At 52.9% G+C, this 22,592-nt stretch carries 5 protein-coding genes and 1 pseudogene; all 6 read right to left on the bottom strand.

The genetic code is table 11. The annotated features are described in order from the left end of the window. Positions 1-84: 84 nt before the first annotated feature. A complete protein-coding gene (locus tag PRUB_RS19680; RefSeq protein WP_010386720.1) occupies positions 85-1,056 on the bottom strand; it encodes a TauD/TfdA family dioxygenase in 972 nt (323 codons plus the stop codon). After that, positions 1,034-4,807 carry a non-ribosomal peptide synthetase gene (locus tag PRUB_RS19675; protein ID WP_198452397.1) on the bottom strand — a complete coding sequence of 1,258 codons (3,774 nt, stop codon included), beginning with the start codon at positions 4,805-4,807 and terminating at the stop codon, positions 1,034-1,036. The genes PRUB_RS19680 and PRUB_RS19675 overlap by 23 nt, the downstream gene beginning before the upstream one ends. Next, positions 4,804-8,022: a condensation domain-containing protein gene (locus tag PRUB_RS19670; RefSeq protein WP_198452396.1), complete on the bottom strand. Its 3,219-nt coding sequence runs from the start codon at positions 8,020-8,022 to the stop codon at positions 4,804-4,806. The genes PRUB_RS19675 and PRUB_RS19670 overlap by 4 nt, the downstream gene beginning before the upstream one ends. Next, the gene (locus tag PRUB_RS19665) at positions 8,019-11,252 is read right to left on the bottom strand and encodes a non-ribosomal peptide synthetase (RefSeq protein WP_198452395.1); all 3,234 of its coding nucleotides are present in this window, start codon (positions 11,250-11,252) and stop codon (positions 8,019-8,021) included. Before PRUB_RS19665 ends, PRUB_RS19670 begins: the two co-directional genes overlap by 4 nt. Before the next feature lie 328 nt (positions 11,253-11,580). After that, positions 11,581-17,160 carry a non-ribosomal peptide synthetase gene (locus PRUB_RS26510; protein ID WP_242065265.1) on the bottom strand — a complete coding sequence of 1,860 codons (5,580 nt, stop codon included), beginning with the start codon at positions 17,158-17,160 and terminating at the stop codon, positions 11,581-11,583. A 17-nt stretch (positions 17,161-17,177) separates the two neighbouring features. Next, positions 17,178-22,592: pseudogene (locus PRUB_RS19640) on the bottom strand (amino acid adenylation domain-containing protein); the annotation flags it as partial.

Below are 22,592 nucleotides of genomic sequence, written 5' to 3'. Positions count from 1 at the left end.
GCGGACTGGACCCGCTGTCCAATTCAATTAATGTGTTATCTTGGTAATGCCTGCTTTTGAAATACAAAATCATATAGTGAGTACTTACCACCCATATTCTCTGGCCATGCCAACCAGGACCTTACGGTCACCACTAAAGGGTCGTCGACCATGGGTAAACAGCATATTGTCAACCAGCATCAGATCGCCTTTTTGCCAGGGGGTGTAAAGCGTTGTGTCATCATAAGCGGCACGAATGATGTCCAGCACTTCAGGTTCCAGCGGCTCACCGTCACCATAGAATGCGTTACGCGGCAAACCATCTTCCCCACAGGCACTGAGCAACTGGGCACAGGTTTCCTCACCCAGCGAGGACACATGGAATAAATGCGCCTGGTTGAACCACACCTGTTCGTCGGTTTTAGGGTGTCTGGCAATGGCAGGGTTGACCTGCGAGGTACGCAAACGGTGCTCGCCAATCCACTCAAAATCGAGCTGATTATTGAAACAATACTGCTCAACTTCACGCTTGTCCGTGGTCTGAAATACCTCGCTCCAGGGCAAATCAATATCACCGTAGTTGCGTACATACTTCACTTTCTTCGCTGCAAACTTTTCGCGGATCTCCTGCGGAATACGTTTAAATACCTCCCGGCTGTCAGCGATTGGGGTTTCACCTCCGGCCTGCGGGGGGAGCAAACAACATAGTCCCAGTCGCATCGCCCACTTGTTTGAATAAGCGTGCTCATTGTGCTGCGGGATCACTTCATCCGGGTGATATTCCGTCGCGGTGTACACATTGCCTTTTAGCTCAGTGCGTGGTGTTGAGCGATAAGAGTAATTCAACAATTCAGCGTCAAATAACGTGCTCAGCACCTGACCAAACTGTTTACTGCTCATAATGTTGAGGCCACGTAACATCACTGCGCCATTGTCATTGAGCAGAGCATCTATTTGCCCGGCATGCTCAGCAGCCCAATGAGTGGCTCTTTGTCCCTCTAAAGCGACTTCCAGTAGCAGAGGCATGCCCTTAACTGACTGTAAATCCTCCACGCTATACTTCTCTAACACTGTCATCTTCAAATCTCTCTTGTTGTAACTGTTGTTTGCCAATACGCTGATCAATCTGCTGTTTTATCTGGGCAGTCAGTTCTTCGATATTTTCCTGCCACAAAATTGAATAGTGATCGCCGGCCACACTGCTGTGAGGTAGCTGTAATTTATCTCTCAAAAATATCTGATAGGTTTCGGTCCAGCTGGGGTTTGCCCGGGCACCAATCAGGAAGCAACGCTGTGCTACTTCGCTCGTCAGCTGATAGCCTTTAGCCAGACTGGTATGACGTAACATCAGGCGCTCAAACTGCTCGGCAAAACCCGCAGGGATTGCCAGCTGTTGAATCAGAGCCTGTAGAGCCAGCTCCGTGTTTGTCTCATTGACTTGGGAACAGGCTATATAGCTGTCCAGCAATATGGTCAGCACAGGCGGGGTCAATGCCAGCTGCTTGCTGATCTCAGCCGCTAATAGTCCGCCCATAGAGTGGCCTATTAGCACCAAACGACCCGCTTTAAGTGGCTGCATAAAATGGTTGCGAATATGCGCGCAATATTCATTTGCATAGGCCTGAATGCTTGAAGCAGCAGCATGTTCAGGCAAGTGTTCATAGCCATAGACCGCCACTTCTCCCTCCAGGGCTTGAGCTAGCGGCGTAAAGCTGCGCGCCAGGTCGGCCGCGCCCGGCAAACACAACACAATGAATGCTGCATCTGTGCTGCTGTTTAATGGCTTCAGCTGTGGCGTCGCCTGCTCGGTGCCGCCCGCTGCAATCAAGTCTGCCTGAGCTGCCAGCTGCGTCGTTTTAAACAACTGCTCCAGTGAAACTGCACAGGCGAAAGACTTTTCAATCAGCATCGCCAGCGTGATCAACTTCAGCGAGCTGCCTCCGAGTGCAAAAAAATCACTCTCTTTATAAATCGTCTGTTTCGGGCACTGCAGAACCTGCTGCCACAAGGTCGCCAGCTGCTTTTCCATGTCCGTTTGTGGCGCGAGTGCCGCCACATTTTTACGTGCTGGCGTTGGCAGAGCGCGGCGGTCGACTTTGCCATTTGCGGTCACTGGCCAGGGTGAAACATGGCACAACAGAGTTGGCACCATATAGGCCGGTAAACTCTGACTCAGTCGCTCTTGTAACTGCTCGGTTAGCTGTGCTTCATCCAGCTCAGTGGCAGTTAGCGTGCTTTTAAAATAGGCCACCAGAGTCGGGGTTGCCTGGTCCAGCTCAATGGTGGTAACCAGGGCTGAATCCACTTCAGGTTGCGCCAGTAAGGCACTTTCTATTTCTCCCAACTCGATGCGTAGTCCATTGATTTTTATCTGATCATCGCTGCGTCCGAGATACTCAATATCGCCGTTATCCAGATAACGCACTAAATCACCGGTTCGGTACAGGCGGGTACTGGCCCGCGCGCCCATTTCGCTCTGGTATGGATTGTTAATGAACCGCTCAGCAGTCAGCTCTGGCTGGTTATGGTATCCCCAGGCCAGACCATCCCCGCCGATAAACAACTCTCCGGCACTGCCAAAGGGCACCAGCTGCAAGTCGTCATCAAGGATCAACAGCTGGATGTTCTGAATGGGTTTACCTATGGGCACTGTGGTGCTGATTGGCTGCGAGCAATCCCAATAACTGACATCAATTGCCGCTTCGGTTGGCCCATAGAGGTTGTGTAGTTGTGCATCAGGCAAACTGGCTCTGAAGCCCTGTACTTGTTTGACCTGTAACGCCTCCCCACTACAAAATACCTGACGAATACTGGTGCACTGCGCCAGCGCGCCATAATCCAGCATGATGCCCAGCATGGAAGGAACAAAGTGCAACTTAGTCACACCGTTTTGGCGTATTAACTGACACAAATACTGCGGATCTTTATGTCCCTCAGGCCGTGCCAGCACCATCTGGGCACCGCGACATAACGGCCACATAAATTCCCAGACGGAGACATCAAAGCCAAACGGCGTTTTTTGCAAAATAACATCGTGATGATCGCAACCATACTGCTTATCCATCCAGTCAACCCGGTTAACCAAAGCCTGATGGCTGACTAACACTCCCTTGGGTTTTCCTGTCGACCCTGAGGTATAAATCATATAGGCCATATCCTGAGCACTCAGCCCGGTTTCCTGCGGACTCAGATCCTGGGTTGCATAATCTTCAAAACGTGTCGCGTCCTGCGCGTATCCATCCATCAGGATCAGTGCTGGCGTATTTTCATTGTTTGCCTGACACTTAGACTGATGTTCACTTTGCGTCAAGATGGTCGTAATACCTGCGTGTGCCAGCATATAGTCTAGACGTGTTTCTGGCAGTGTTGGGTCAAGCGGCACATAGGCACCACCGGCTTTCAGTATGGCCAGTATGCCGATCACCATTTCCAGAGAACGAGTCATGCATACGCCCACCAGAGTGCCTGGAGCAACCTGATGCTCTGCACGCAGGTGCCTGGCCAGCTGGTTCGCTTTATCATTGAGAGACTGATAACTCAGTGTCTGCCCTTCGTAACATAGCGCGGTTTGCGTCGGGGTTTTAGCGACCTGACGTTCAATCCACTGCGCCATCGTCAGCGAAGTGTCATAATCAACCGGTGTCGGATTGAGTGTCTCAAGTAAATGCGTTCGCTCCTGTGCGGATAACAACGCGATGCTACTTAACGGCACTGACGTGGATTGCAGCTGTGATAGCTGAGTCAATATCTGCATCAGATGGCGATTGAGCGTACTGATGTGCGCGTGCGTAAACAAGGCTTTGTCATACACCCAGTTAATCGCAACCCCCTGCGCTGACGTACTTATGTTGACTTCAATATCGAATTTGGCAACCGTCTGTGCTGCGCCACGCATGGTCAGTGCAGCCCCGTTCAGGTCCAGCTCCCCCTGCTCGGTGGCCTGGTCATCAAGGCCATAATCGGTCTGCGTGGTGAGCATAATTTGAAATAGTGGCGAATGTGCTGTACTTCTGGGCACATTTAATCGCTCAACCAGCTGTTCAAATGGCACGTCCTGATGCGACTGTGCGCCAAGGTGCACCGCTTTAACATGCTCTAAGTAACGCGTTATGTCGGGCTGAGCCGTGTTCACTCTCAGCACGAGTGTATTGACAAAAAAGCCAATTAAAGACTCAAGTTCAGTCTGTGTGCGATTCGCAACCGGTGTGCCTATCACCACGTCTTTGCTGTTACTGTGTCTGCTCAGCAATAATGAAAGCGCGCTGTGCAATAGCATAAAGGAGGTTAGTCCCTGCGATTGAGCCAGCTCGGCCAGCCCAGCTGCGACATCACTATCCAGTTTACCCTGTACCAGCTCCCCGACATGCTGCTTGACCTGCGGACGCGGATGGTCCAGCGGCAGGCTGTGTACCGGAGGCAGATCAGATAATTGCTCACTCCAGTAGGTTAACTGGCGCTCCAGAACCGGGCCGCTCAGGTAGCTATGTTGCCAGTGAGCATAATCAGCGTACTGAATCGATAACGGGGTCAGCGGATTGTCCTGACTTTGCGTGTATGCCCGATACAACAGTACAAACTCTTTCACCAGCAGCTGCAACGACCATCCGTCAGAAGCGATATGGTGGATATTAAACAGTAACACAGACGCATGCTCGGAATCGGCACCCGTATCTATATACGCAGCCCGGATCATCAGGTCCTTGCTCAGGTCAAACGGCTGTGATTGTAAGCGTGGGATCAGTGACGCAATTGTCTGTTGCTGTGTTGCCGGGCTCAGCAACCTGAGGTCTTCATAATCCAGTGTGAAGTGTACGTCAGTCTGGATCACCTGCTCTGTTCCCGAGTCGCCGTCCCGATAAACTCCATCAGGATCAGTGCTGGCGTATTTTCATTGTTTGCCTGACACTTAGACTGATGTTCACTTTGCGTCAAGATGGTCGTAATACCTGCGTGTGCCAGCATATAGTCTAGACGTGTTTCTGGCAGTGTTGGGTCAAGCGGCACATAGGCACCACCGGCTTTCAGTATGGCCAGTATGCCGATCACCATTTCCAGAGAACGAGTCATGCATACGCCCACCAGAGTGCCTGGAGCAACCTGATGCTCTGCACGCAGGTGCCTGGCCAGCTGGTTCGCTTTATCATTGAGAGACTGATAACTCAGTGTCTGCCCTTCGTAACATAGCGCGGTTTGCGTCGGGGTTTTAGCGACCTGACGTTCAATCCACTGCGCCATCGTCAGCGAAGTGTCATAATCAACCGGTGTCGGATTGAGTGTCTCAAGTAAATGCGTTCGCTCCTGTGCGGATAACAACGCGATGCTACTTAACGGCACTGACGTGGATTGCAGCTGTGATAGCTGAGTCAATATCTGCATCAGATGGCGATTGAGCGTACTGATGTGCGCGTGCGTAAACAAGGCTTTGTCATACACCCAGTTAATCGCAACCCCCTGCGCTGACGTACTTATGTTGACTTCAATATCGAATTTGGCAACCGTCTGTGCTGCGCCACGCATGGTCAGTGCAGCCCCGTTCAGGTCCAGCTCCCCCTGCTCGGTGGCCTGGTCATCAAGGCCATAATCGGTCTGCGTGGTGAGCATAATTTGAAATAGTGGCGAATGTGCTGTACTTCTGGGCACATTTAATCGCTCAACCAGCTGTTCAAATGGCACGTCCTGATGCGACTGTGCGCCAAGGTGCACCGCTTTAACATGCTCTAAGTAACGCGTTATGTCGGGCTGAGCCGTGTTCACTCTCAGCACGAGTGTATTGACAAAAAAGCCAATTAAAGACTCAAGTTCAGTCTGTGTGCGATTCGCAACCGGTGTGCCTATCACCACGTCTTTGCTGTTACTGTGTCTGCTCAGCAATAATGAAAGCGCGCTGTGCAATAGCATAAAGGAGGTTAGTCCCTGCGATTGAGCCAGCTCGGCCAGCCCAGCTGCGACATCACTATCCAGTTTACCCTGTACCAGCTCCCCGACATGCTGCTTGACCTGCGGACGCGGATGGTCCAGCGGCAGGCTGTGTACCGGAGGCAGATCAGATAATTGCTCACTCCAGTAGGTTAACTGGCGCTCCAGAACCGGGCCGCTCAGGTAGCTATGTTGCCAGTGAGCATAATCAGCGTACTGAATCGATAACGGGGTCAGCGGATTGTCCTGACTTTGCGTGTATGCCCGATACAACAGTACAAACTCTTTCACCAGCAGCTGCAACGACCATCCGTCAGAAGCGATATGGTGGATATTAAACAGTAACACAGACGCATGCTCGGAATCGGCACCCGTATCTATATACGCAGCCCGGATCATCAGGTCCTTGCTCAGGTCAAACGGCTGTGATTGTAAGCGTGGGATCAGTGACGCAATTGTCTGTTGCTGTGTTGCCGGGCTCAGCAACCTGAGGTCTTCATAATCCAGTGTGAAGTGTACGTCAGTCTGGATCACCTGCTCTGTTCCCGAGTCGCCGTCCCGATAAACACTGCGCAGTACTTCGTGACGCGCAACTATGGTGTTTAATGCTGCCTCAACAGCGTTCAGGTCCAGCTCACCGCTCACTTCAAACGCGGCTGGCATGTTGTATTGCGCCGAACCACCCTGTAAGCGGTCGATGAACCACAGTCGTTGCTGCGCAAAGGATGCGGCCATGCGACCATCTTGCGGACGGGCCTGCACTTCTATACGCTGTGCTGTGCTGCCTCCCTGTGCCTGTTTATGCTCGACCTGTTGTGCCTGGCTGGCGATGCTCGCATGTTCAAACAACTCGCTGATACTGAATTCAACCCCGAAGGCCTGTTTGATTGCGGCCACTAAACGCACCGACAACAAAGAATGTCCACCCAGCTTAAAGAAGCTGCTGTCTACGCTTATATGCTCCGGCGTTAACTTTAATAATGAAGACCACAGCTCAACCAGCTGCTGCTCCGTTGCTGTGCGTGGCGCAACGTGTTGGGCCGCGGCTTTTTCCTGCGGGTCCGGCAGTGCTTTTTTGTCCAGTTTACCGTTCGCTGTCAGCGGCCAGTGTTGCAGCCCGACAAAGTGGGCCGGTACCATATAGGCTGGTAACTGCTCACCCAGCAGACGCTCGCAGTCACTCAGCAGAGCACCCAGCTGCGCCGAGTCTTGTGCCTTGATATAGGCGACTAGCTCCGGGCCGGTAGACAGGGGTTTACACAACACCTCAGCGGATTCAACGCCAGTGATTTGCTGCAACTGGCTGCTGATATCACCCAACTCCACCCGGAAACCCCGGATCTTAACCTGCTCGTCTATGCGTCCTAAAAACATCAGCTCGCCACTGTTTTGATAGCGCACCTGATCGCCGGTGCGATACAAACGGGCCGGACTGGTCGCATCACTGGGGTCATAAAACGGGTTCTCAATAAAGCGCTCGGCGCTCAGCGTCGGGTTATTCACATAACCTGTGGCCAGACACGGCCCGCCGACAAACAACTCACCCCGGGCACCCTGTGGCAGGGCGTTAAGCTGCGCATCCAGTACATAGGCATAGGTGTTGTCCATGGCCCGGCCAATGGGTAGCTCCGCCGGTAAGTCGGCCTGATTGGCACTGATGTCATACATCACACAGCCTACCGTAGCCTCAGACGGACCATAGTGGTTGAATACCTGACTGTCCGGGAATTGGGTTTGTAAGGCCAGTGCCACATCGCGCTCAAAGCGCTCACCGCCAATCACAAACACGTGCTGCACGCCTGCAAGCGGCGCCTCCTGCAAGGCCAGTATCCCTTCCACATGATGCGGCGTCATCCGCACCAGTCGTGGCTCATCCGCTTTATTCAGCGCTTTACTCAGGACCGGTAACAACTCCTGATTATCCAGCAATTGCACACTGCCACCACTCAAGAGCGGTAAGTACAAACTCGGAACACCAATATCAAAACCGTGTGATGTCACCAGCAGTGAGCCGTTGAGGTGGTCGGCATAGTAGCCTTTGAGGGCAAAGTTCAAATAATCCATCAGGGCCCGGTGGCTGATCTCCACGCCTTTGGGGGTGCCGGTGGAGCCTGAGGTGTAAATCACATACGCGGGGCTGTCATGGGCAACCGTTTCCGCGCCTCCGTTGCTGTGCGTGGCGCAACGTGTTGGGCCGCAGCTTTTTCCTGCGGGTCCGGCAGTGCTTTTTTGTCCAGTTTACCGTTCGCTGTCAGCGGCCAGTGTTGCAGCCCAACAAAGTGGGCCGGTACCATATAGGCCGGTAACTGCTCACCCAGCAGACGCTCACAGTCACTCAAAAGCGCACCCAGCTGCGCCGAGTCTTGTGCCTTGATATAGGCGACTAGCTCCGGGCCGGTAGACAGGGGTTTACACAACACCTCAGCGGATTCAACGCCAGTGACTTGCTGCAACTGGCTGCTGATATCACCCAGCTCCACCCGGAAACCCCGGATCTTAACCTGCTCGTCTATGCGTCCTAAAAACATCAGCTCGCCACTGTTTTGATAGCGCACCTGATCGCCGGTGCGATACAAACGGGCCGGACTGGTCGCATCACTGGGGTCATAAAACGGGTTCTCAATAAAGCGCTCGGCGCTCAGCGTCGGGTTATTCACATAACCTGTGGCCAGACACGGCCCGCCGACAAACAACTCACCCCGGGCACCCTGTGGCAGGGCGTTAAGCTGCGCATCCAGTACATAGGCATAGGTGTTGTCCATGGCCCGGCCAATGGGTAGCTCCGCCGGTAAGTCGGCCTGATTGGCACTGATGTCATACATCACACAGCCTACCGTAGCCTCAGACGGACCATAGTGGTTGAATACCTGACTGTCCGGGAACTGGGTTTGTAAGGCCAGTGCCACATCGCGCTCAAAGCGCTCACCGCCAATCACAAACACGTGCTGCACGCCTGCAAGCGGCGCCTCCTGCAAGGCCAGTATCCCTTCCACATGATGCGGCGTCATCCGCACCAGTCGTGGCTCATCCGCTTTATTCAGCGCTTTACTCAGGACCGGTAACAACTCCTGATTATCCAGCAATTGCACACTGCCACCACTCAAGAGCGGTAAGTACAAACTCGGAACACCAATATCAAAACCGTGTGATGTCACCAGCAGTGAGCCGTTGAGGTGGTCGGCATAGTAGCCTTTGAGGGCAAAGTTCAAATAATCCATCAGGGCCCGGTGGCTGATCTCCACGCCTTTGGGGGTGCCGGTGGAGCCTGAGGTGTAAATCACATACGCGGGGCTGTCATGGGCAACCGTTTCCGCGCCAAAATCGCTGTCATAGCCACTGAGCCAGTTTGCATCAGTGACATCCTGCTCCAGTAACAGCAGGTCAACCCCGGCATCCGGAACACGGGCGGCCAGTGCGTCACTGACAATCACCCACTCCAGAGCGGCATCAGCGATAATTTGCTGGTTACGGGCTTTGGTGTTGCTGGGTTCAAACGGAATATAGGCTGCCCCGGCTTTGAGCACGCCTAGTAAGCTGACCATCAGGCAAGCACTGCGTGGCATGCAAACACCCACCAGATCGCCGGGCTCAACGCCCTGCTCCTGTAAACAGTCAGCCAGTTTAGCCGCCTGCGCATTAAGCTGCGCATAGCTAAGCTGTTCGGTATCACTGTGTACGGCAATCGCATCCGGTGTCAGTGCAGCCTGCTGCTCAAATCGCTCTGTCAAACTGCGCGCGTCGTAAGCGCTGTGTGTGACTGGCAACTGGGTTTGTAACTGACTAAACTGCGTATCGCTGAGCGCTGTCAAAGCATCAATAGAAGTGTCAAATCCATGTTCTGTGTCCAGACAACGGGCATAGTTTTCTAAAATGGTTTCAAGATGTGCCATCATGGTCGTGATGCTTTGCTCACTGTACAAGGCATCATCATATGACCAGCCGATCACGGTCCCCTGCTGACCAAGCTCTGCATGGATATCAATATCACCGCGAATTGTCATGGTCATATCTTCGGGCACATAAGGTCTGAACGGCGTGCTTTTCGGCGCCTGCGGGCTGTCAGCTAACCCACTGTCATTGCAGGTCAGCTGAATTTGAAATAGCGGCGTATAGCTATTAGAGCGGGTTACATCGAGCTGCTCAACCAGGTGCTCAAAAGGCACATCCTGATTGGCCTGAGCCGACAAATGAACTTGCCGAATATGTTGCAGATAACTATCCAGGGACTGGGCTTTAAGCTCAACCCGCAATACCAGACGATTTAGGAAACACCCTATCAGCTGGGCCACTTCGGCCTGAGCCCGGTTAGCAACTGTGGTGCCCACCACAATATCCCGGCTGGCTGTAAAAGTATGGAGTAGCAATACCAGCGCACTGTGCAGACACATAAAGGGTGATAACTGATAGTGACGGGCAATGGTTACTAATTTTTCCGTCAGTTCAGTACTGAGTGTTTGATTGCACTTTTTACCACTGAACTTTTTCTTCGCCGGTCTGGGGTGATCTGGAGTCAGGCTGTGTAATTCTGGTAAGCCCGTGAGATGTGAACGCCAGTAGGCTAACTGGTCCTGATAGTCCTGCGACTTTGCCCAGTTTTGCTGCCAGTGAGCAAAGTCACTGTACTGCACCGTTAAAGGGGGCAAACCCTGTTCGCTGCTGTACAGCGTCATAAATTCATTTTTAAGTATGTCCATCGACCAGGCGTCGGACGCGATATGGTGCATGTTAAACAGCAAAATACCATGCGGCTGAGTACCAGATGGCGTATCGGTTAGTTTGACATAGTGAATATCCAGCAGTGCATCGTGTTGCAGATCAAATTCCCGTCCGGCATGGGCCAGCGCCAGTGCCTTGACCTCGTCCCGCTGCACAGGTTCCGCCAGCGCACTCAGATCGGTAAACTGCACCTCATTACTGACTTGTTCACGTACCAGGCGCCGGGGTCCTTCGTCACTGGCTTCATAGCCCGTTCTGAGAATCTCATGACGCGCGATAATGGTACGCAACGCATGCGTGGCACGTGGTACATCAAACGGCTGATACACCGAGTAGGCCATCGGCATGTTGTACTCACTGCCACCGCCTTGTAGTTGATTGACAAACCACAGACGCTGCTGAGCAAACGACAAACTATGTTGTTTATCTTGCTCTGCCACCGGCTGAATGCGCTCAACCTGCTCAATGGGGGCGGATTGGGACAGCGTTGCAATAATGTCATGCTTGTTCGCGCTAATAAGCGCTTTATGCTCTGCGGTCAGGGCCCCTTTCTGGGCTTTGGCCTTGAGCTTGCCATTATCCAGGTAAACTGCTACTCCCTGAGCAACCAGTTCAGCTAATAATTTGTTGATTTCAACCATTCATTCAAGTCCTGTTAGTCGAGACATGCGCCAGAGACTGACTTCATGTTACTTCTGTGGTCACTACATACGACTATTTATAACAGAACCGGGGTGGTGATGACTGCCTGTAAGATTTGACAAGGCCACTGATCTGTCACCTCTCTTGACAGCGAAAAGACCAGTAAATCAGGCAGGGTTGAGCGCTTTCATACTGCATTGCTCGAACAGGGTTGCACAACATTTTATCCGTGCAACCACGGTAAAGCAGCCGTGATCTCATGCATGAGATCACGGCTGTCAATCATGAACACGCATCCCGGTGCCATTGGCAACCGGGAATAGCCGCTTAGAACTCGACTTCGTCCAGCTCAGCTTCGTTAATTTCACTCAGCTGCAAGTCCAGTATTTTCTTATCCAGAAGCTGCGCCAGTTGATCGATTTGTGCATGCTCAATGGCTTCTTTAATCGACACAGAGACGTTGAAGACCTGATGCAGGCGTTGTACCAGCTTCATTAAGCTCAGTGAGTGGCCACCCAGCTCGAAGAAAGACTGATTAATACTGATCCGCGCACCATCATAATCCAGTAACTCAGCCCAGATATCCCGCAGCTGACACTCAGTCTCCGAGGACGGTGCAACCTGCTTGCTACCTGACACCCCTTCGCCCGGTTGCGGCAGTGCTTTTTTATCGATTTTGCCATTCACCGTCAGTGGCCAGTCCTGCATCAGCGTCATTTGTTCAGGTACCATATAAGCGGGTAAGAAAACCGCGGCCTCGCGCTTGATACGCTCAACCTCCTGCGCATGCTGCTGCTCATCGACACTGTGTTCCAGCTTCAGATAAGCATGCAGCACCTGAGTCCCCTGGCTCTGTCTGGCAATCACTACGGCACTGTCTACATGAGTGATACTGCTTAACTGATGCGTGACTTCACCGAGTTCAATCCTGAAACCCCGGATCTGCACCTGATCATCCATGCGACCGATGAACTGAATACGCCCATCGCGCTGGTGGCGACCCAGATCTCCGGTTTTATACAGTTTTTCGCAGTCTGTACCGACACAATGAGGGTTATCGATAAAGCGCTCGGCACTCAAAGCCTCACGGCCCAGATAGCCATCGGCAAGCCCAGCCCCTGTGACATACATTTCTCCCGCGACCCCCACAGGCACAGGTTGCAGCTGTGCATCTAGAATATAGACAGCCTGATCCGCCAGTGGCCTGCCAATGTGGATCTGGTCAATCTCCTGGCGCGCAATAGGCGCAAAGGTGACATGCACTGTGGTCTCGGTGATCCCATACATGTTAATCAATTCGGTCTGTGCATTTGCCGGATGCTGACACCAGCTTTGCAAATGCTGTGTTTGCAGTGCTTCTCCCCCGAATACCACATAGCGCAGTGCCGGCAGGCTGATATCGTGCGCAACCACATGCTCAGCAAATACCCCAAAGGCGCTCGGAGTCTGATTTAACACACTGAGCTGGTGCTGCTGACATAACTCAACAAACGCAGCCGTATCACGGGTCTGATGGTGCGTTGGGATCAACAATTTGCCACCGTGAATGAGCGCGCCCCAAATCTCCCAGACACTGAAGTCAAATGCATAGGAGTGGAACAAACACCAGGTGTCCTGATTGCTAAATGAAAAGTCCTCGGCAGCACTGGCGAATAAACGTGCCATATTACGATGAGTCTGTACCACGCCTTTCGGCGCCCCTGTCGACCCTGAGGTATAGATCACATAGGCAGGGTCGCTCAGTAACACTTCGGGTAACACAAGGGTCAAGCCGTGGTCCTGACTCAGCAGTGCCTTGCCATCCAGGCTCACCACCTGACACTGCGCCTCATCGAGCGCCGCAGCACACTGAGGCTGCGCCAGACACAGTGCAATGTGGGCATCATTAATAATATAGTTCAGACGCTCTGCCGGACTGTTTGGATCCAATGGTACATATGCCCCACCGGCTTTGAGAATTGCCAAAACCCCCACCACAGTGTCGATTGAGCGCTCAACACATAAACCTATCAGGTCACGCTGTTGTATACCATATTCATGAACTAATTGAGCAGCCAATGTGGTTGCCATCTTATCCAGTTCCGCATAGCTGAGCGTTTGATTATCCATGACCAACGCCGGACGCTCAGGCGTCGCACGGACATGGTGGTCAAACTGCTCAATCACGCTGTGCAACTGCGCATCGGCATAGGCCATTTTCGGTGCTGCAAGCAGTGCTTGTTGTTCCTGAGATTGCATAATCTCCATCTCACTAAGCGACGCTGTGGCGTCGAGTGACATAAGATTGCTCAGTGCTGTATTAAAGTGGCCCAGCAAGCCTTCCATATCGGCGCGCTCATACTGATGACCATGGAAACTCAATCGTAAACTCAATACTCCCTGCATCGAGGCGGTCATGGCAACCGGGTAGTTGGTGTATTCAATCGATGCAGCACTGTTCACCTGTAACTGACTTGCTCCGCTGTGCTGCGCCTGAGCTCCGGTATCATGCAGATCGGCCGGGAAATTCTCAAACACAAACAAGCTATCGAACATTGCCCCCTGAATACCATGCCCGCCGCAACTTAATATCTCCGGCAACGGCAGGTAACTATGCTGTTCACGCTGACTGTGCGCCTTATGCATTTGCTGTAGCTGAGCACCAATACTGGCCTGATGGTCCAGTTGCACCCTGACCGGCACCGTATTAATAAACAGCCCTATCATTTGCTCGACATTCGCCACTTCCGGCGGACGCCCGGATAAGGTGGTGCCAAAGCATACATCCGATTGCGCACTATAGCGGTGCAGTGTATAAGCCCATACTAATTGCAGCACAGCATTCGCAGTGACCTGCTGATTTTGCGCAAATTGACTCAGCTGACGGGTAAGCGTTTCATCACAACTCCATTTGATTTCGTCATAACACGGAACGTCACTGGTCGCAGCAGGTAACTGCAACGTAGTCGGTGCACTAACTCCTGCCAGTTCAGCATCCCAGAAAGCCCGTGCTTCATCCCTACTTTGGTTACATAACCATTGAATATAGTCCTCGTAATTCGCTGCAGGTGGCAAGGTCAGAGGTTGTCCACCGGTCAGACTCTGATAATAGCCCAGTACCTCGGAGAACAAGGTGGCCTGACACCAGCCATCGGTCAAGACATGGTGATGAGACCAGATAAGCTGGGCTTTTTGCGCAGGCAAACGCACCAGTGTCAGACTCATCAACGGGGCCAGATTAAAATCAAACCCTTTGGCTTTAATGGCGTGATGCAACTCACTGAGCTGGGTTTCCAGTAACTCAGCGGACTTATGTTGCCAGTCAAGTACTTCCATCTCAATGAGCGCATTGTTATGTACCACCTGATGAATATCTGCATCATCAAACACACTGAAGCTGGTGCGCAGAATTGCATGGCGTGCAATCACATTCTGCCAGGCCTGCTGCATGGCGGGTGTGTCCACCTCACCATTAAGCTCAAAGTGTGTCAGCGTGGTATACAGACTGGCATCTTGCTGTAGCAAATCATGGTAAATCATCCCCTGTTGCATCGGCGTTGCCACATACACTCTTTCAATATCTGAATATTGAGCTTGCAATGAGTCCAGCTGAGCCTGTTCCAGTGTCGCTGCCGGGAAATCCTCGACAATCAAAGTCTGACACTCAGCACCGGCTTTGGCCTTGGCTACCAGCTGAAGTAAAACCGCTTTAAATCGGGCTGATAATGCCTCAATTTGTGCCTCTGAATAACTTGGCATCGCAAAGCTCAAATCAAATCTCAACTGATTGTCCTGACTTTGACCATTGACCATTAAGTGATGCAGGTCGGCCGCCTCAGGGGCTGACTCTGCGCCACGCGATTCTTGCGCCATTGCCAGACGCCCCTGCGTGCCCGTCACATTGTCTAGTTTACCCAGATAGTTGAAGACGATTGCCTGGTCGACACTACGCTTATCCAACGCACAGATCTCATCGTCCTGCCGGATATACTTTAATAACCCATACCCTAAACCATGCATAGGCAATTGTTGCAGCGTCTGTTTTACCGACTTAACGGTTGCGATCAGGTCATCTTGCTGACCCCCGAGGATCAGCGGATAAAGATTGGTAAACCAGCCCATTGTCTGAGTCACATCCAGCCCGTCAAACAAGGCTTCTTCCCGGCCGTGACTTTCCATATCAACACGCAGCAAAGGTCTGTCAAAGGTGGTCTGATAAGCCAGCAGGAAAGCACTGAGCATCAGCGTGTCCACATTACTGTGGAATACCTGCTGACAGTCTGCCAGTAATATCCGGGTGTCCGATTCATCCAAAGAGAAGGACACATTTTGCCACTGCTCGGCCGCTACTTTGGCAGAAGACTGAGCCGGGAACAACGACAGTCTGTCACGCCAGTAAGTCTGTTGTTCACTCAGTGCCTCGGACTGCGCCAGCGCATTCACCGCTTCGCCCCAGGCCTGATAAGAACTGGTTTTTTCCGCCAGCTGGATAGGCTGTGCGGTTTCGATTGCCTGCAGCGCGGTTTCCAGATCCTGAAGCAAAATACGCCAGGATACCCCGTCCACAACCAGGTGATGAATGGTCATAAACAGCCGTGCAGGCTTATCATCACCGGCATAAAAATACACAAACTTGCACAATGGCCCCTTTTCTATATCCAGCTGCCGCTGCAATGCATCACACTGACGCTCAACCTCAGCACTGAAATCCGCCTCGTTCAGGTCACTCAAATCAACTATCTGATGCATATTGGCCACCTGCGTACCGCAAAGAGGCGCAAAGCTGGCGACCTCTGCAAACCGCAGTCGCAACGCGTCATGGCGTTCAACCAATGCGTTTACCAGCTCAGAAAAGTGACTTGTTAAGTTACCCGGCGCGCTGAGCAGTAATGACTGATTATAATGACTTGGCGCAGCCCGGTTTGCTGCAAAGAAGCGCTGCTGGATTGGCAGCAATGGCATCTCCCCGGTCACCGCATCCTGCTGCGCATTGATGCGAGTACTGAATTCAACATGTTCACTCAGGGTTGCAATACTTGGGGTGGCAAACAGTTGTTTCACGTTCAGGTGTAGACCTTGTTGTCTGGCGCGCCCGACCATTTGAATGGCAATGATGGAGTCGCCACCCAGCGTAAAGAAGTTATCCTGTATTCCCACCTGCTCTATGCCCAGTAAATCCTGCCAGATATCACACAGCGTGGCTTCGGTGTTGTTTCTCGGTGCACAATATGCATTTTGCAGCAATGCCTTATCCGGCTCAGGCAACGCCTTTTTGTTAATTTTTCCGTTCGCCGTCAATGGCCACTCGTCGATGACCACCGCCAGCTTAGGCACCATATATTCTGGCACCTGAGCGGCAAGCTGTGCCAAAGTCGCACCGATAAAGTCACTCTGATCCTCAGTTGTGACGACCTCTGTCGGCTGTACATAAGCCACCAGGTCATTGCCCGATGCACCTTTTTTGGCCACCACAACCGCGGAGTCAATTTCAGTCAGCTGGCTGAGTCGCTGAGCGATTTCACCGAGCTCAACTCGGAATCCACGAATTTTAATCTGGTCGTCGGCACGGCCCACGAAAGCCAGGTTGCCATCGTTCAGGTAGCGCACTAAATCGCCGGTGCGATACAGACGTTTCGAGCTGCCTGCCACCTTGGGGTCGTAAAATGGATTGTCAATAAAGCGCTCGGCCGTCATCTCGGGCTGACCCAGATAGCCACGCGCCAGGCCGTCACCACCGACATACAGCTCACCTAAGCTACCGTGAGGCAATAAGTTTTGTTGCTGATCCAGCACATAAGTCTGAACATTACACAAAGGTGTGCCGATGTGTATGGTGTCATCAGTGATTTCACCCACAGTCGCACAGACCGAGGTCTCCGACGGGCCATAAGCATTATAGAAAGGATAATGTGCGCGCCAGCGTGCCACCACACTAACCCATACCCTAAACCATGCATAGGCAATTGTTGCAGCGTCTGTTTTACCGACTTAACGGTTGCGATCAGGTCATCTTGCTGACCCCCGAGGATCAGCGGATAAAGATTGGTAAACCAGCCCATTGTCTGAGTCACATCCAGCCCGTCAAACAAGGCTTCTTCCCGGCCGTGACTTTCCATATCAACACGCAGCAAAGGTCTGTCAAAGGTGGTCTGATAAGCCAGCAGGAAAGCACTGAGCATCAGCGTGTCCACATTACTGTGGAATACCTGCTGACAGTCTGCCAGTAATATCCGGGTGTCCGATTCATCCAAAGAGAAGGACACATTTTGCCACTGCTCGGCCGCTACTTTGGCAGAAGACTGAGCCGGGAACAACGACAGTCTGTCACGCCAGTAAGTCTGTTGTTCACTCAGTGCCTCGGACTGCGCCAGCGCATTCACCGCTTCGCCCCAGGCCTGATAAGAACTGGTTTTTTCCGCCAGCTGGATAGGCTGTGCGGTTTCGATTGCCTGCAGCGCGGTTTCCAGATCCTGAAGCAAAATACGCCAGGATACCCCGTCCACAACCAGGTGATGAATGGTCATAAACAGCCGTGCAGGCTTATCATCACCGGCATAAAAATACACAAACTTGCACAATGGCCCCTTTTCTATATCCAGCTGCCGCTGCAATGCATCACACTGACGCTCAACCTCAGCACTGAAATCCGCCTCGTTCAGGTCACTCAAATCAACTATCTGATGCATATTGGCCACCTGCGTACCGCAAAGAGGCGCAAAGCTGGCGACCTCTGCAAACCGCAGTCGCAACGCGTCATGGCGTTCAACCAATGCGTTTACCAGCTCAGAAAAGTGACTTGTTAAGTTACCCGGCGCGCTGAGCAGTAATGACTGATTATAATGACTTGGCGCAGCCCGGTTTGCTGCAAAGAAGCGCTGCTGGATTGGCAGCAATGGCATCTCCCCGGTCACCGCATCCTGCTGCGCATTGATGCGAGTACTGAATTCAACATGTTCACTCAGGGTTGCAATACTTGGGGTGGCAAACAGTTGTTTCACGTTCAGGTGTAGACCTTGTTGTCTGGCGCGCCCGACCATTTGAATGGCAATGATGGAGTCGCCACCCAGCGTAAAGAAGTTATCCTGTATTCCCACCTGCTCTATGCCCAGTAAATCCTGCCAGATATCACACAGCGTGGCTTCGGTGTTGTTTCTCGGTGCACAATATGCATTTTGCAGCAATGCCTTATCCGGCTCAGGCAACGCCTTTTTGTTAATTTTTCCGTTCGCCGTCAATGGCCACTCGTCGATGACCACCGCCAGCTTAGGCACCATATATTCTGGCACCTGAGCGGCAAGCTGTGCCAAAGTCGCACCGATAAAGTCACTCTGATCCTCAGTTGTGACGACCTCTGTCGGCTGTACATAAGCCACCAGGTCATTGCCCGATGCACCTTTTTTGGCCACCACAACCGCGGAGTCAATTTCAGTCAGCTGGCTGAGTCGCTGAGCGATTTCACCGAGCTCAACTCGGAATCCACGAATTTTAATCTGGTCGTCGGCACGGCCCACGAAAGCCAGGTTGCCATCGTTCAGGTAGCGCACTAAATCGCCGGTGCGATACAGACGTTTCGAGCTGCCTGCCACCTTGGGGTCGTAAAATGGATTGTCAATAAAGCGCTCGGCCGTCATCTCGGGCTGACCCAGATAGCCACGCGCCAGGCCGTCACCACCGACATACAGCTCACCTAAGCTACCGTGAGGCAATAAGTTTTGTTGCTGATCCAGCACATAAGTCTGAACATTACACAAAGGTGTGCCGATGTGTATGGTGTCATCAGTGATTTCACCCACAGTCGCACAGACCGAGGTCTCCGACGGGCCATAAGCATTATAGAAAGGATAATGTGCGCGCCAGCGTGCCACCACACTTTCTTCACAGGCTTCCCCTGCCACAATTAAACATTGCAGCGCCAGATCTGTCTGCAACGTCATGGTCGATAACAACGCCGGTGGCAAAGTTGCATGGGTGATCTGCTGCGTTTTTAACAGCTCAGACAGCTGCTGTACATCCGTACGTTGTGATTCGTCGGCAATCACCAGGGTACCACCCGGGATCAAGGCCATCAGCCACTCCCAGGTCGCTGCATCAAAACTGATGGATGCAAATTGCAACACCTTACTGTCGGCACAGGTAGCAAAACGGGCTTGCTGGTTGTGAGCCAGGTTCACTGCGCCCTGATGAATAAGCTGCACGCCCTTAGGCTGACCGGTTGAACCTGAGGTGTAAATCACATAAGCCAGACTGTCACTGCTGATCTCATCCAGAGCCGGGTTGTGCTGCGGATAGTCATCCAATTCAAGGGCCGCAATATCTATGGCGGTGCCTGCCTGTTCGCTCATCAGGCTCTGAGCCACGGTCAGGCCACTGCCATACCCAATTACTTGCTTCAGACCTGCATCGACTGCCATATAGCTCAGACGACTGGCCGGATAATCCGGATCCAGTGGCACGTACGCGCCACCGGCTTTGAGTATCGCCAGCATGCTCACCATCATCTCCATCGAGCGGCTGCTGCACACCCCTACCAGGGTTTCTGGTGTGATCTGTTGCTCACTCAGCAGGTAATGGGCCAGCTGATTGGCCCGCTGATTTAGCTCGGCGTAACTGATGGATTGGTTCTGGAACACCAGGGCGATTGCCTCGGGTGCAGCCTCTGCCTGCTGTTCAAATAAATGATGAATACAGGCCGTGTCGTCGTAGCCTAAGCTGCGCTGACCCTGTGTCAGTAATCTGGCCACTTCATCCGTCGGTAATACGCTCAGTTCACTCACTGATTGTGTTTGAGTTGTGTCCGTCAGCTGACTCAGCGCCGTAATCACATACTCTGCAATGCGGCTGATCTCGACCTGCTCATCAATTTGTAAGTCCAGGCTGAACACATGGGCTGCGCCGTAATCATTCACCGATAAGTTAAACGGGTAGTTGGTGCGCTCCTGTGCACTCAATGCCTGAATATCGCTGCTTTGTGCTGGCGTATCGGCTTCATCCCGCTCGGTGTGGCGATAGTTCAGCATCGCGCTGAATAACGGACCATCTGAGCCCACCGCGCTGTGTTTCTGCGCCTGTGCCAGTGACACCTGCTCATAAGGCAGCAACGCTTTCAATCGTTTGTCCACGTCTTTAATCAAGCCTGCGACCGAAGATCCCTGTAACTCAACCGCCACGGGTAAGGTGTTGATCAACATGCCCAGCAGGCGTTCTACACCTGCGCCGCCATTCATCCGACCGCTCATCACGGTGCCGAACACCACTTCCTGCTGATTGCTGCAAGCCCCCAGCACCAGTGCCCAGGCGGCGTGGAAAATCGCCGCCGGACTGACTTCATGCTGTTTTGCATAAGCGCGGATGGCCTTGCTCAACGCATCACTCAGAGCCACTTTATGCTCTCGAATAGTGTCGCCATTACCCTGGGTATCCTGCAACCCAAAGGGCAGTGTCGGCTCGCTGATATGGCCCAGCGACTCAGAGAAAAACCCTTCGATGTCGAGCGTTTCCATGCGCGCCAGGGTGTCGCTGATAAACTGACGGTAAGACGCTGGCGCAGGCAAGCTCTGCGCCTTGCCTGCGCTGTAACTGTGTAATTCATCCTGGATCACCGCCATGGCAACATGGTCGATGATCAGGTGGTGTGCCTGTAATAGTGCATAGTGGTAACCCGTATCCGGGTCCTGACACACCTGCAGGCGTAACAATGGTGCCTGAGCCAGATCCAGCCACTGTGGACCATCGGCCAGTGCGGTGATGGTCTGCTGTGCACTCAGTCCCCCGGCACAGGCAAGCTGTGTCACCGGCAGCGTCACAGAGCGTTGGACCACCTGTAATGCCTGACGCTTGCCCTGCCAGAGAATGGCAGTACGCAGCACATCATGACGGGCCAGCAAAAAGTTCAGGCTGTCAGTAAACTGGGTCAGTGCTGCATCGTTTTTTAATTCATAAAGATAGTTAGTGACATAAGGGTCGTTCTCCGGGTCCATGCTATGTACGAACAGCACCCCTTCCTGTAACGGCGCCAGCGGATAGATATCCTGAATGTTGGCCATGCCCCCTGGGATCTCGGTGGCGATGTCGTTCAGCTCGGCCTGGCTCAATGAAGCGAGCGGCACCATATCCGGCGTAATGGCGGTGCAACCAGCTGGGATCAGGCTACGGCTTTCATCTGCGTCGCCTGTAGTGGCAAGGCTTAGTCCGTGTGCCATTTCCTGTAAAGACTGAGCGGCGAACAGCGCCTGTGCATCCACCTCAAAACCTTGCTGTCTGAGTCGGCTGGCCAGCTGCATAAGCAACAGGGAATGCCCACCCAGAGTGAAAAAGTTTGCCGTAACGCTGAGCTGCTCGGCAGGCTGTGCCAGCAATTCGCCACAAAGCGTAACGATTAATTGCTCGCGCTCTCCCTGCGGCGCCACATAAGTGCCCTGCAATGCCGACGTGTCTGCTTCAGGCAGGGCTTTTTTGTTTACTTTGCCGTTGGCCGTCAGTGGCCATTCGTCAATCACCACACCCAGCTTTGGCACCATGTAATCCGGTAAGGTTTGTGCCAGCGTGGCCAGCGTCTGAGTCATAAACTCTGGCTGTGCTTGCTCTGCGATGGTCTCAACTGGCTGGACGTACGCCACTAAATAGGTGCCTGCCGGGCCGTTTTTGGCCAGAACCAGTGCACTGTCTACTTGTGTCTGGCGGCTTAACTGCTGAGCTATCTCGCCCAGCTCAACCCGGAAACCGCGAATTTTAATTTGGTCGTCGGCACGACCCACGAAGGCCAGGTTGCCATCGGCCAGGTAGCGCACTAAATCGCCGGTGCGATACAAGCGTTTCGAGCTGCCTGCCACCTCAGAGTCATAAAATGGATTGTCAATAAAGCGCTCGGCCGTCAGCTCAGGTTGATTCAGATAACCCAGTGCAAGACCGTCGCCACCTACACACAATTCACCCACACTGCCATACGGTACCAGGCTCAGGTCATCACTCAGCACCAGGGCCTGATCGCCATTCAGCGGCGTACCTATGGCAATATCCTGACTTTCATGTAATGTCGGTATCGCGTAACAACAGCTGAAGGTGGTGTTTTCCGTCGGGCCATAGCCGTTGATGACTTGTGCCTGCGGTAATGCCTGCTGCACCCGCATCACATCAGCGCCGTGGACTATGTCGCCGCCAGCCAGTACATAACGCAGAGAAGTACGACCGTCACAGTGGTGGCTCCACTCACTGAACAAACCGGCCGTCAGCCACATACTATTAATGGCCTGACTATCAATCAGTGTATTGAGTGCATGAATGTCCAGCTGGTCCTGCGGATACAGCACACAACGTCCGCCATTGAGTAAAGGTCCCCACAGCTCTATGGTTGCCGCATCAAA

The organism is Pseudoalteromonas rubra, from assembly GCF_000238295.3.
Lineage (GTDB): Bacteria > Pseudomonadota > Gammaproteobacteria > Enterobacterales > Alteromonadaceae > Pseudoalteromonas > Pseudoalteromonas rubra.
This window is presented reverse-complemented; position numbering and strand designations above follow the sequence as displayed.

Bases quoted from the DNA above. Each gene is read 5' to 3' on its own strand.
- PRUB_RS19680 (WP_010386720.1), bottom strand. From the start codon at position 1,056: ATGACAGTGTTAGAGAAGTATAGCGTGGAGGATTTACAGTCAGTTAAG.
- PRUB_RS19665 (WP_198452395.1), bottom strand. From the start codon at position 11,252: ATGGTTGAAATCAACAAATTATTAGCTGAACTGGTTGCTCAGGGAGTA.